Raw genomic sequence first — 12,700 nt, forward strand, 5'->3', positions numbered from 1 at the left:
GCTCAGACCCGGCCGGCCGACCGGTGCGGCCGCGCGGCGAAGATCGCATCGGTGACGATCTTCGCGGTCTCGGCACAGGCCTGCGTGCCGCCATTGCCATACTGCTTCACCGCATCGCCGACGCACCACAGGCCTTCGATGCCGGTTTCGCGCGGCAGATCGTAACCGGCACAGCTGCGTTGCGCCGGCCAGTCGTCGCGCATCACCCGGATCGAGAGGATTTTCGCGTGGTCGAAATTGGCGAACTGCTCGCGGAGATCTTCGAGCGCGAGCGCGACCTCGGCATCGGAGTCGAAATCGCCGAGGGCCGGCACCGGCACGGCATAGGCGACGTAAAGATGCCAGCCGGGCGGCGCCAGCTCGGGACAGGTGGCGGAGAGGTTCGCCATGTTGCAGAGCCGGCGCGTCTTGCCGAAGGTGACGATGCCTGGATGGTTGATCAGCGGCTCGCGGCTTGCGATGTTGATGACGATGTTGGCGGCCGGGCGAAGGTCGTTCTTCACCTTGGCGATGTAGTCCGCCGGGAACGCCTCGCTGCCGGCGAGCGCGACGGTGGCCTTCGGTCCGGCGTTGCTGATGACGAGGTCGGTGTCGATCCGCACCTTCTCGCCGTTCCGGAGCACGGTGACGCCTTCGACGCGGCCGTTGGCGGTGTGGATCGTGGTCGCCGGCGTGCCGAGCCAGATGTCGCCATTGCGCCGGATCGCGCCGCCGAGGCTGTTCCAGACGCCGATCGTGCCCTGCGGGCAGAAGCCGAATTTCTTGAAGGCACCCTTGCTCGTGAAATAGGTGAGGAAGGCGCGGGCCGGCAGCTCGGCGGCGTTGCAGGCGAAGATCGCCGCGCAGAGATTGCGAAACAGTGCGTGCACCGTGGCGTTGCTGGTGTAGCCCTTCAGCCAGTCCTCGGTCGATTGCCGCCCGTCGGGCAGGTTGCCGGAGCGGGCATCGGCGAATTTCTCCAGGATGCGCGAGGCTTGTTTCGTGAGCTGCCCGAGCAGCAGCGACCAGCCGCCGCGGCCGACATCGATCACCTTGCCGTCGATGAAGAACGAGCTCGCAGGCTCCGGCGCGCGGATGTCGAGCGGCGCGCCGACGGTGTGGAAGGTTTCCTCGAACACGCCGCCGAACTCGATCGCGATCGCGCCGATATTGACTTTGAAGCCGTCGATCTCCTCCGTCGAGGCGCGCCCGCCGAGCCGGTCCTTGTCGTCGACGACGAGCGTATGCAGCCCGCCATGGGCAAGCCGCGCCGCGGCGCACAGCCCGCCGGCGCCGGCTCCGATCACGACAGCATCGACCTTATGAGAATCCACGCGAAGCCTCCCTCGATGCCGCCGGGTTGGTTCCGGCGTGCGCAATCTGCTTGCTTGATGGCAGGCACTCTAATATAATCCGACCGGTCGTTCAAATTATTTTTTGACGCAGGTCGCGCGCCGTGGCGAGCGATGGAAGAGTTCTGGTGGATGGCGCCCGCAAAGGGGAGGAGGGCGTGGAGCGGCAGTAGTATAGAGAGACGGGTGTCGTCCGATTCCGGCGGCGCCGATGGTGTACGAGAGAAACAGGTATGGCGCGGACGCGCTCAGAAAATTACGACGAGATCCAGCGGGGCATCCTCACCACCGCCTGCGGCCTGTTCGCGCGGCAAGGCTATATGCGCGCCTCGATCGCCGATCTTGCGGATGCATGCAAGCTGTCGCGCGGCGCGCTGTATCACTATTTCGACTCGAAGGAAGCGATCCTGTTCGCGATCCTGGATGCGCATATCCGCGAGATGATCGCCGATGTCGAGGCCGCGATGGCCGGCAAGACGGCGACGCTGGAACAGTTCCGCGCCGCGATCCAGGCCATCGTCGCGCTCAATGCGCGCTCGAGCGACGAGCAGCGCGTCATCCTCAACGACCTCTCGTTCCTCGGTGAGACCGAGCAGGATGCGATCAAGGCGCTGGAGCGCCAGCTCGTCGACACGGTCTCGGACCTCCTCGTCAAGCTCGACAAGGAAGGCAAGATCGTCAAGCGGACCAAGAAGATCTACAGCATGATGCTGTTCGGCATCCTGAACTTCAGCCACACCTGGTACGACCCGAAGGGCGGCGTCGACCCCGGCGAGTTCGCCGACATGGTGGTGGACCTGTTCCTGTACGGTTTCACCATGCCGGTGCCGGCAAAGGACGCCGCGCGGCCGCAGCGCCAGCGCGCGTGAGCTGGCGCGTCATCGAGCGGCGGCGTCACCGTTGCAGGATGTGCACGTAACAGACCGCGCCGACGCCGACCATATGCGCCAGCCCAATGCGCGCGCCGCCATGCTGGCGTGGGCCGGCCTCGCCACGCAGCTGCATCACGATCTCGCCGATCTGGCCGATACCGGTGGGACCGATCGGGTGCCCCATCGCAATCAGGCCGCCCGAGGGATTGATCGCGCATTGCCCGCCGATATCGAGCGCGCCGTCCTTCAGCATGCGAACGCCATGCCCCTCGGGGCAGAGGCCGATGCTTTCGATGTAGTGCAGCTCCTCGACCGTGAAGGCGTCGTGCAGCTCGATGATGTCGAGATCCTTCGGTGTTAGCTTGGCCTGCGCCAAAGCAAGGTCGGCGGTCTCCTTGGTGAGCGCCGCGTCAAAGCCGGCGCCGGGCGGATAGACCCGCTCACTGCGGCCGACCGAGGCCGTGGTGCGAATGGCGCGGCCGGCGTCGATGCCTAGCCTGCGAATGCCGTCCTCGGATGCGACGATCACGGCGGCGGCGCCTTCGCCGATCGGCGTGCATTGCAGCGACGTCAGCGAGCCCGACACCTTTTTGCCGCCGAGCACCTCGTCGAGCGTGCGCTCCTGCTGCCGCTGCGCATTGGGGTTTTTGGCGCCGTTGCGGTGGTTCTTCACCGCGACCCGCGCGATGTCCTCGGTCGAGGCGTTGTGGCGGACCGCGTATTCATTGGTCAGCAGCGCGAAATGCGTGAAGGGGACGATGGCGTCCTCGGCGAGATTTCCGATCCCGGTGTCCGGGCGCCGCACCGGGTTGCGCTTGTCGACGCCAATTGCCAGCGCAACGTCGGAGATGCCGCTCGCGACCTCGATACAGGCATGGCGGAACGCGGTCGATCCGGAGGCCGACGCATTCTCGACATGCATCAGCGGCGCGCCGGTCGCGCCGAGATGGCGCAGCATCGGCCGTCCCGACGCCATGCCGAGCAGCGCGGTCGCAACATAGGTCGATTCGACCGCAGGCCATTCGATGCGCGCATCGGCAAGCGCGGCGCGGATCGCGGTGAGGCCGAGCTCCACGTAGGGCGTCTCGCTCGGGTTTTGGTAGCGATGCCAGCCGATGCCGACGACGTAGACCGGCCGCAGCTCGTTGAGTGATCGTGTCATGGCGAATCTCCGGATCAATCAGGATGCGATGCTGAAGCGGAGATCGAGTACGGTCTCGCCGCTCTCGTTCTGTCCGATTGCGGCGAGCCTGCCGCTCACGCGCTGGCCCGGCGCGACGGGCGCGCTGTCCTCGGCCAGCAGGGTGCGAATGACTGGGCCGTCGTCGAGCGCGACCTTGACGATGGTGAAGGGAGCCGGCCGGTTCTTGTCGGCGTGCAGGTGAACGGTCGCTTCCGCAAGCAGCGTTCCCTTGGCCGAGAGTTCGCAAGGCGTCAGCGCATCGCCGTGGCTGCCGCAGCGCTCGCAGCCATAGGTCTGCATCGGGAAGAAGACGTATCCGCAGCGGCAGCGGCCGCCCTTGAGGCGGACTATCGCCCCCGCCTGGTCATGAGATGCTGCGGAATACAGCCCTGGTTTCAGTAGCTTGTTCGGTTGCATGCGTTTCCTCCAAGAAATTTGTTGACTGACCAACAAACATTAATCTAGCTTGAATGCAAGCAAGAAGTGGCCGCACGGCAAAGGGAGCGAAGCTGAATGGCACGAGCAGTTCGACGCGCGCAGGAGCAGCGAGATAACGCGCCGGTGTCGGTGTCACGGCGGACGCAGGTTGAGCGGCGCGATGAAGCGGAGCGGCGGATCCTCGAAGCGGCCGCGCTGATCGTTGCTGAAAACGGGCTCGAGGCGATCACGCTGGCGGAGGCCGGCGAGCGCGCCGGCTACAGCCGCGGTCTGCCGTCGCACTATTTCAAGACCAAGGCCGATCTGATCTCGGCGCTCGGCACCTACATCATCGAATCCTTCATCACCGAACGCCGCGCCTCCGCGCCGGGGCTGACCGGCTACGCCAGCCTGCTCTCGTCGTGCCGATACTACTTCGTGATGCCGGCGCGGAATCCTGTCATGGCGCGCGCCTTTCATGCCGTGCTGGCCGGCGCGCTCACCGTGCCGCCGATCACGGCCACCGTGGCGAAACTCAATCGCGAAACCCGAGGCGAGATCGCCGCTGCCCTGCGGGCGGGAATGGCCGAGGGCCGGTTGCGCGCCGATATCGATCCGGAGACCGAAAGCGCGTTGATCCTCGCCACGCTGCGCGGATCGGTGGCGCAGTGGCTGGTCGATCCGGAGGGACTGGATCTCGAGGTCGTCAGCGCGCAATTCATCGCGACGCTCGAACGGAGGCTGGCGAAATGAGCATCCTGCCGAACAGCGTCGAATACTGGGCTGCCAATCGCCCCGACGATGTCGCCTTCGTCGAGGGCGATCACCGGATGACATGGTCGCAGCTCAACGATGCCGCCAACCGCGTCGCGCATGGCCTGGCGGCCAGGGGCGTCGTCGCCGGCGACATCGTGGTGTTGCGGACCCAGATCCGGATCGAGTGGCCGATCCTGAGCGAGGCGATCGGCAAGCTGCGCTGCTCGCTGCTCGGCCTGAACTGGCGGCTGACGCCATCGGAGACGCAGTACGTGCTGTCCAACAGCGGCGCCCAGGTCATCGTCTGTGACGATGAGGATCCGGCGGCGCTGAAGCCCGCATTCGAGGGTCTGCCGATCAAGCTTGCGGTCTCGATCGGCACAGTGTCGCCTGGCTTCGTCGCATTCTCCGAACTGCTCGAAGCGTCCGCCGAGCCGCCGCTGCATTCAACCGGCCGGCCGCCGCTGATCCTCTACACCTCAGGCACCACGGGCCTGCCCAAGGGCGTGGTCTCGGTGGTGCAGCCGGGCGTGCAGATGGATCAACGCACCAGCGAATATCTCCGCGACGTGGCGCAGACCCGGCGTGGTCAACCGGGCGGCGTCTCGCTGCTGACGCTGCCGCTGCATCATGGCGCCGGCCCGTCGCAGGTCTGGGGTGCGATCCAACTCGGCAATCCGGTGATCCTGATGCGCCGCTTCGATCCGGAAGGCGCGCTTCGCCTGATCGCAAAGCACCGCGTCACCAACTGGACCGGCGTTCCCACCATGTACAAGCGCCTCGCGGCGTTGCCAAAGGACGTGCTCGACGCTCACGACGTATCGTCGATCCGCGCCTTGTCGGTCGGCGCAGCGCCGGTGCCTTACGAGCTCAAGCGCTGGATCATCCGCTATTTCGGCTCGGGCGTCCTTGGCGAAGGCTACGGCGCCACCGAAGTCGGCATGATCAGTTTCCTGCCGCCGGAGATGCAGGAACGCAAGCCTGGCTCCAGCGGCCGCCCGCACAAGCATGTCGACATCTCGATTCGCGATGCCGAGGGGCGCGAACTGCCGCGCAACCGGTCCGGCGAGATCTGGATCAGGACGCCGGTGACGATCAGCGCCTACCTGAACGGCAAGCCGCTCGGAACCGATACGCGCGACGACCACGGCTATTTCCGCGTCGGCGATGTCGGGATGCTCGATGACGACGGCTACCTGTTCATCACCGATCGGGCCAAGGACATGATCATTGCTGGCGGCGTCAACATCTATCCGGCCGAGATCGAGGCCGCGATCCTCAGGCATCCGGACGTGCAGGACGTCGCTGTCATCGGCATTCCCGACGACGAGTTCGGCGAGCAGGTCAAGGCGTTCTGCGAGCTGAAGCCGGGTCACACGGCGGACGAGGCCGCGATCCTCGATTTCTGCCGCGACCATCTTGCCTCGTACAAGCGGCCCAAGACGCTGTCGATCGTCGATGAACTGCCACGCAACACCATGGGCAAGCTGCTCAAGCGCGAATTGCGCGAGCCCTACTGGAAGGGACGGGAGAGAAACGTATGAGTGATATTCTTGATCTGAACGGCAAGGTGACGCTGATCACCGGTGCGGGCCAGGGCGTCGGGCGCCAGATCGCGCTGCACTTCGCCGCGCACAACGCGGCCGGCATCGTCGTCAACGACTATTTCCTCGATCGCGCCGAGCAGGTCGCGCGGGAAGTCAATGCCGCCGGCGGCAAGGCGATCGCGGTGCAGGCCGACGTCACCGATCTTGCCTCGGTCAAGGCGATGGTCGGCAAGGCCGAGCAGGCCTTCGGTCCGGTCGATGTTCTCGTCAACAACGCCGGCAACGCCGGCGCGACCCCCGATCCCGATGCGCGCAAGCCGTTCTGGGAGACCGGCCCCGAGGTCTGGAACAGCTTCATCGGCGTCAACCTCTACGGCGTCATCAACTGCGCCTCGGCCTGCATCCCGCAGATGATCGAGCGCAAGGCCGGCCGCATCGTCACCATCATCTCGGATGCCGGCCGCGCGGGCGAGGCGGGCCTCGAGGTCTATTCGGGCGCAAAAGCGGGCGCCGCGGGCTTCACGCGTGCGGTCGCGCGCTCGCTCGGCCGCCACAACATTACGGCGAACTGCGTGGCGATTGCCGCGACGCTGACGCCCGCGATCGAGGCGCGGCTGAAGGCCGATCCCGAGCGGCAGAAGAAGATGATGGAGAAGTACGTCATCCGCCGCCCGGGCCTGCCGTCCGATGTCGCCAACATGGTGCTGTTCCTTGCCTCCGATGCGAGCGCGTGGATCACCGGCCAGACCTACCCGGTCAATGGCGGCTTTACCTTCGCATTGTGAGGCGCAGCGATGACCACTGAGAGTGAACAGGTCGTTCTGACCGAACGGCGCGGCCACATCCTCGTCGTCACCCTGAACCGTCCCGAAGCGCGCAACGCGTGCAACGCTGCGCTGGCGCGCGGCATCTGCGATGCGATGGATCTGCTCGACGCGGAGGATGCGCTGTTCGCGGGCGTCATCACCGGTGCGGGCGGCAACTTCTCGGCCGGCGCCGATCTCAAGGCGGTGGCGCGCGGCGAGCGCGGCGTGACCGAACGCGGCGGCTTCGGATTGTTTCGCCGGCCGCCGCGCAAGCCGCTGATCGCAGCCGTCGAGGGCTATGCCGTCGGCGGCGGGCTCGAGCTCTGCCTGTCCTGCGATCTCATCGTCGCCGCGCGGGACGCCAAGATGGGACTGCCGGAAGTCAGGCACAACGTCGTTGCCGTCGGCGGCGGCCTGTTCCGGCTGCCGAAGCGGATCCCCTATCACGTCGCCATGGAGCTGGCGCTGACCGGGCAGTTCAAGGGCGCGGAATACTTCGAACGCCTCGGCCTCGTGAACCGGCTCGTCGAACCCGGACAGGCGCTCGAGGCGGCGGTTGCCTTCGGCAACGAGCTCCTTATCAACGGCCCGACCGCGCTCGCCGCGTCGAAGGAGATCATCTTCCAGGCCGCGAACTGGACCGATGAAGAGGGCTGGACCGCGCAAGGGCCGATCGCCGAACGCGCGCTGAAATCCGAAGATCGCACCGAGGGGCTGAAGGCATTCGCCGAGAAGCGCAAGCCGGTGTGGAAGGGGCGCTGATCATGCAGGCCGCTGCCCGCCGGAGCGCGCTCCCCGCTGCGATCGCGGATCGACTTCGGTTGCCGCTGATCGCGGCGCCAATGCTGCGCGTCTCCGGCGTCGATCTCGTGACGGCGGTCTGCCGCTCCGGCGCGATCGGCGCGTTTCCAACCGCGAACGCCCGCTCGGTCGAGGAGCTCGATGCCTGGCTCACCCAGATCGAGCGCAATGTCGCCGATCTCGGCCGGCCGGCCGCGCCGCATTGCCCGAACCTCATCATCCGCCAGCCGCGCTTCAAGGATGATCTCGCCTGTCTCGTCCGGCACAAGGTCGAGATGGTCATCACCAGCGTGGGGTCGCCGGCGGCGGCCGTTCAGCCGTTGCAAGATGTCGGCTGTCTCGTGCTCGCAGACATCGCCTCGCTGCGGCATGCCGAGAAGGCGATCGAGGCGGGCGCCGACGGCCTGATCCTGCTCACCGCAGGTGCCGGCGGCCAGACCGGCTGGGCCAATCCGTTCGCCTTTGTGCGCGCGGTGCGCGCCATGTTCGACGGTCCGGTCGTGCTCGCGGGCGGCGTGACTGACGGCACGGCGCTCGCGGCGACGCGGCTGCTCGGCTGCGATCTCGCCTATATGGGAACGCGCTTCATCGCGGCGCGCGAGAGCATGGCGAGCGACGCCTATCGGAGAATGCTGGTCGACAGCACGCTCGACGACATCATGCTGACGAAGGCCTTCACCGGCCTCGAGGCCAGCATGCTGCGGCCCTCGATCGTTGCGGCGGGTCTCGATCCGGCAAATCTCGACGAGTCCGTGTCGGAGGCGCGCGCGCGCGAAAAGTTCGGCGGAAAGGGCGATGCGGGAGCACCGCGGCGTTGGATCGAGGTCTGGAGCGCCGGTCATTCGGTCTCCGGCGTGCGCGCGGTGACGGGAGCGGCCGACATCGTCGACGAGATCGCCGCGCAATATCACATGGCATTCGAAAGAGGCGCCGCATAAGGCGCCCTAAATCCAGTGGAGGAAACCGATGAAGACGATCAGCCGTCGAACGCTGCTCGGGACGGCAGCGGCTGGGCTCGCGGCATCCATTGGCGGCAAGGCATTTGCCGGCGCCTCCTATGATCCCGGTGCCAGCGATCAGGAAATCCGCATCGGGCAGTTCGGCCCGCTCAGCGGCCCGGTGTCGTCGTTCGGCGTGCTTGCGAACGCCATGGATGCCTATTTCCGCATGCTGAATGACGGCGGAGGCATCAACGGCCGCAAGATCAAGTTCATCAACCATGACGACGCCTACAGCCCGCCGAAATCGGTCGAAGCAGCACGGCGCCTGGTCGAAGGCGACGAGGTGCTGTTCATTGCGGGCGCGATGGGAACGCCGGGCAACATCGCCGTGCAGAAATACATGAACGCGCGCAAGGTCCCGCAGCTGTTCCTTGCGGCGGCCGCCAGCAAGCTGTCGGACCCGGCGGCCAATCCATGGACCATGGTCGGCGGATCGACCTACGAGATCGAGGGAGGTGTCGTCGGCCGCTACATCGCCGCCACCATGCCCGATGCGAAGATCGGCCTGCTGTATCAGAACGACGATGCCGGGAAGGCAACGCTGGCAGGCCTGAAAACCGGTCTCGGTGCCAGGACCGCGCAGATCACGTCGGAGCTGAACTACTCGGTCGGCGATCCGACCATCGATTCCCAGATCGTCCAGATCAAATTGTCCGGCGCCGACGTGGTGTTCCTCATCACCATCCCGAAGATGGCGAGCCAGGCATTGCGCAAGATGGCCGCGCTCGAATGGCGGCCGCAAATATTTCTCGGTGCTGGCAATGCCTCGGTCCGCGCGACGCTCAAGCCCGCCGGCTTCGAGACCGCGCAGGGCATTCTCGCCTTCGCGACGCGACAGGACCCCGGCAATCCGCTCTGGGCCGACACGCCTGACATGAAGCAATACATGGCGTTCCTCGACCGCTACGTCCCGAACGCCGATCGCGCCGACGACCTTTACGCCATCGGCTACACCGCCGCGGCAACCGCTGCCCACGTCATCAGGCAATGTGGCGACCAGCTGACGCGGGCCGATATCCTGCGCCAGGCGACCAACCTGAAGAGCTTCGCCGCGCCGCTGCTGATTCCCGGGATCACCCTCAACACCACGCCGAGCGACTATGTGCCGATCAAGCAGTTTCAGCTGATGCGGTTCAAGGGTGAAGCCTACGAGAAGGTCGGCAAGTTGTTCACCGCGGCTTGAGGCTTCCGCCGCCCGCCGGCCCTGTCGATCACCTCGTCTGCACATCCTTGTGAAGGACGTGACGTCCTCCCGCACGTAACGCGCGCGGGGCGCGCTGCGTAATCCTGCCACCAACGCCGTAACCGCGGCTGATGATGGCATCGCAGCGAGGGAAGAAACATCCGCATGAATCTGTCGTTCAACATCGCCGAACAAGGCGAGGGGTCTTATCGTCTGCTCGCGATCCTGCGCTGGGTCATGGTGGTGATCTTCGTGTCGTTCGGTATGCAGAAGTTCACGCTGCAGTCGGCGCAAGGCATCGTGCAATTCATCAGCAACAGCCCGTTCGTCTCGTGGCTATCGGTGTTCGGCCTTCGCGGCGAGGCCTATGTGCTCGGCGTCACCGAGTTCGGCATCGCCGTGCTGCTTGCCGCCGGCGCGTTCAGCCCGATCCTGTCCGCGATCGGCGCATTGATGGGCGTGATCACCTTTGCGGTGACCTGGTCGTTCTTCTTCACGACACCCGGGGTGGTCAAATGGAGCCTGTCGACCGACCCGATGGCCTGGAACCTGGCCGGCGAGTTCCTGTTCAAGGACATCGTGCTGCTCTGCGTCTGCCTCGTGCTGCTGCTGGCGTCGTTGCCGCGGTTGATCGTCCGGTCGCGGACCGGATAGGCGCGCGCGCCGCGCGTTCGATAGTTAAGCCATGCTTAACCGCGGCATCGCGCGCGTCCTGCACCGGGAACAGGACAATCGGTCGCACGCAGCCGTGTCTTGCAAATCGAATCTCATGGGCCTATGCAACCCTTGATTGACGAATTGTTGCTAGTAAGAAACCGTCCCCCGGTTGGGAGCGGAATGTGACGAAGTCAGACATATCGGCGGCGAGCCTGGCAAGCGTCAGCATTGCCTCTCCGTCGCTGTGCGTTTCTCGTATTTTCAAGCGCCCCGCATTTTTTAGTTCCATTGCAGTTCCCGCGCCGTGGCTGGAGTGGGAGGGCGGTCGCGATCGCGGGTTCCGGGATTGACCGCCGGAACAGCGATCGGGCCGCCCGTTCCCCAGCCGGAATGGGTAACGGTGCAAGACGCGCGATCGTGAATTCGGACGCGTGGGTTCCACCGCTAGGGTCGCGATGTCGCCATCTCGCGATGGCTAAACAGGTCCACCTGCGGGTCACATCGCAAACATCGTCGCGAATTCGTTCTACATGAGACAATGGCTCTTCGTCCGGATCGCGGCCGTCCTGCTTGCCGTTGCCGCCAGCGTGCTGACGGGCGCGCGGGCTGATTCCGACATGGATGCGCAGATCAGGGACATCGTCACGACCGAACTGGCGCCGACCGCGACCGCGGCCGATCCGGGCGGCTTGGCCGCGGCGGTCTATGCCGGCGGCCGAGTCGCCTTCTTCAATTACGGCTTCGCCGACACTGCGGCAAAGCGGCCGGTCACCTCGGACACGCTGTTCAACCTCGCCTCGCTGCGCAAGCTGTTCGAGGCGACACTGGTCGCACTCGGCACCGAGCGCGGCGAATTGCGGCTGGACGATCCCGTCGGCCAATATCTGCCCGAGCTGCACGGGGACTATATCAGCCGCGTCACGGTGCGCGAGCTCGTCAACCATACATCCGGGCTGCTGCTGCCGACCGATCATCCGCCATGGCCGAACGAGGCCTTCAGCCGCGATCAGTTCATCGCGATGCTCAATGCCTGGACGCCCCAGACAGGAGAGCAACCGGGCAAGCAGCGCATCTACAGCCATGCCGGCTATGTCCTGCTGCAGCTGGTGCTGGAGCAGCGCTATCGCATGCCGATCGCGACGTTGATCGAGAGCCGTATCCTCAAGCCGCTCGGCATGACCTCGACCTTCGTTCCGGATCGTGGCGAGGATAATCGCGCGGCGATGGCGCCGGAGATCATGCAGCGCATGGTCCAGGGCTACTCCCATGACGGTACGGCGATCGGCCCACCCGGCAATCAGCAGAGCTATTACGATTTTCCCGGCACCGGCCAGATGTTCTCGTCGGCGCGCGATCTCGGTATGCTGCTGCGCGCCTGTCTCGACGGCGCGGTGATCGATCCCGAATTGCGCGCGGCATTGCAGGTGACCATGCGCGAGAGTTTTCGTGTCGATGCGACGTTCGGGCAGGCGATGGCGTGGGAGCATGTGCGGCTGGACGGTGTCACCGTCATCGACAAGCCCGGCGGCCTCAACAATGCCTCGGCCTATATCGGCCTGGTGCCGGCGCGCCGGTTCGGCATCGTGCTGCTCGCCAATCGCGGCGACTATCCGCACGAGATCGCGCGCTACAGGATCCTGCCGGCACTCGCGCGACTTTGATCAAAACCAAGATACTTTAGCTATGCCGCGTGCCAATCCGATGACACGGCCTGCCCGGCCGGGCAGGGGATGCATGCAAAAATCGTCATGGCGCGGAACTGCGATCGGCTATATAAACCGGTAGCTTCTTCTCCTGCTTGAAGAGGCTGACATGACCGATTTACAAAATTCTGATTTGCACGCTCCCGATTTGCATACTTGGCTTTCGCAGCAGCCCCACGGCCTGCGGACCTACCGAACCCTCCAGGACAAACTCGAGACCTTGAGCCAGCATCAGCCCGAGCAGCGGGCGATGTGCCGGCTGCTGAGCGGTCTCGTCGGCAACTACATCGAGGCCTTCGATGAGGAGCCGTTGCCTGTCGCGGTCGCCGACCGCGCCTTTGGCCGCCTGCTCGATCTCGTCGCAAGCCTCGATCTCAAGGGCAATCCCGATCGCCGCCTGGCCGATATCAACCGCATCGCGTCCTGCGATCTGTTGAATTGAT

The 12,700-nt window shown here is 65.4% G+C and carries 13 protein-coding genes; 10 read left to right on the forward strand and 3 right to left on the reverse strand.

From position 1 onward, the window contains the following. Positions 1 to 2 precede the first annotated feature (2 nt). On the reverse strand, positions 3 to 1,313 hold the full coding sequence (locus AAFG07_RS10635; RefSeq protein WP_342727223.1) for an FAD-dependent oxidoreductase: 1,311 nt from the start codon (positions 1,311 to 1,313) through the stop codon (positions 3 to 5). Between the two features lie 251 nt (positions 1,314 to 1,564). On the opposite strand from AAFG07_RS10635, the gene AAFG07_RS10640 reads away from it, so the two are divergent. Continuing rightward, positions 1,565 to 2,200, forward strand: a complete 636-nt coding sequence (locus AAFG07_RS10640) for a TetR/AcrR family transcriptional regulator (protein ID WP_342727224.1) — start codon at positions 1,565 to 1,567, stop codon at positions 2,198 to 2,200. 25 nt (positions 2,201 to 2,225) lie between these two features. Here AAFG07_RS10640 and AAFG07_RS10645 read toward each other — a convergent pair whose 3' ends face one another. Continuing rightward, the gene (locus tag AAFG07_RS10645; protein WP_342727225.1) at positions 2,226 to 3,365 is read right to left on the reverse strand and encodes a thiolase family protein; all 1,140 of its coding nucleotides are present in this window, start codon (positions 3,363 to 3,365) and stop codon (positions 2,226 to 2,228) included. Positions 3,366 to 3,383: 18 nt separating this feature from the next. Further along, positions 3,384 to 3,803 carry a zinc ribbon domain-containing protein gene (locus AAFG07_RS10650; RefSeq protein ID WP_342727226.1) on the reverse strand — a complete coding sequence of 140 codons (420 nt, stop codon included), beginning with the start codon at positions 3,801 to 3,803 and terminating at the stop codon, positions 3,384 to 3,386. Between the two features lie 96 nt (positions 3,804 to 3,899). On the opposite strand from AAFG07_RS10650, the gene AAFG07_RS10655 reads away from it, so the two are divergent. The 9 genes from AAFG07_RS10655 (at position 3,900) to AAFG07_RS10695 (ending at position 12,699) form a co-directional block, all read left to right on the forward strand. Continuing rightward, the gene (locus AAFG07_RS10655) at positions 3,900 to 4,556 is read left to right on the forward strand and encodes a TetR/AcrR family transcriptional regulator (RefSeq protein WP_342727227.1); all 657 of its coding nucleotides are present in this window, start codon (positions 3,900 to 3,902) and stop codon (positions 4,554 to 4,556) included. Further along, entirely contained in the window at positions 4,553 to 6,103 is a 1,551-nt protein-coding gene (locus tag AAFG07_RS10660; RefSeq protein WP_342727228.1) for an AMP-binding protein, read from the forward strand. The genes AAFG07_RS10655 and AAFG07_RS10660 overlap by 4 nt, the downstream gene beginning before the upstream one ends. Beyond that, positions 6,100 to 6,891, forward strand: coding sequence for an SDR family oxidoreductase (locus AAFG07_RS10665; RefSeq protein ID WP_342727229.1), 792 nt, complete (start codon positions 6,100 to 6,102; stop codon positions 6,889 to 6,891). Before AAFG07_RS10660 ends, AAFG07_RS10665 begins: the two co-directional genes overlap by 4 nt. A 9-nt stretch (positions 6,892 to 6,900) precedes the next feature. Then, positions 6,901 to 7,674 (forward strand): crotonase/enoyl-CoA hydratase family protein, encoded by a 774-nt coding sequence (locus tag AAFG07_RS10670; protein WP_342727230.1) that lies wholly within the window; start codon positions 6,901 to 6,903, stop codon positions 7,672 to 7,674. Between the two features lie 2 nt (positions 7,675 to 7,676). Continuing rightward, on the forward strand, positions 7,677 to 8,651 hold the full coding sequence (locus tag AAFG07_RS10675; RefSeq protein WP_342727231.1) for a nitronate monooxygenase: 975 nt from the start codon (positions 7,677 to 7,679) through the stop codon (positions 8,649 to 8,651). 28 nt (positions 8,652 to 8,679) lie between these two features. Continuing rightward, the gene (locus tag AAFG07_RS10680) at positions 8,680 to 9,897 is read left to right on the forward strand and encodes an ABC transporter substrate-binding protein (protein ID WP_342727232.1); all 1,218 of its coding nucleotides are present in this window, start codon (positions 8,680 to 8,682) and stop codon (positions 9,895 to 9,897) included. A gap of 165 nt (positions 9,898 to 10,062) precedes the next feature. Further along, positions 10,063 to 10,551, forward strand: a complete 489-nt coding sequence (locus AAFG07_RS10685; RefSeq protein WP_342727233.1) for a DUF417 family protein — start codon at positions 10,063 to 10,065, stop codon at positions 10,549 to 10,551. A 533-nt stretch (positions 10,552 to 11,084) separates the two neighbouring features. After that, positions 11,085 to 12,215: a serine hydrolase gene (locus AAFG07_RS10690; protein WP_342727234.1), complete on the forward strand. Its 1,131-nt coding sequence runs from the start codon at positions 11,085 to 11,087 to the stop codon at positions 12,213 to 12,215. Positions 12,216 to 12,366: 151 nt separating this feature from the next. Continuing rightward, positions 12,367 to 12,699 carry a hypothetical protein gene (locus tag AAFG07_RS10695; protein ID WP_342727235.1) on the forward strand — a complete coding sequence of 111 codons (333 nt, stop codon included), beginning with the start codon at positions 12,367 to 12,369 and terminating at the stop codon, positions 12,697 to 12,699. The last annotated feature ends 1 nt before the right edge of the window (position 12,700 follow it).

This window comes from Bradyrhizobium sp. B097 (assembly GCF_038957035.1).
Taxonomy (GTDB): domain Bacteria; phylum Pseudomonadota; class Alphaproteobacteria; order Rhizobiales; family Xanthobacteraceae; genus Bradyrhizobium.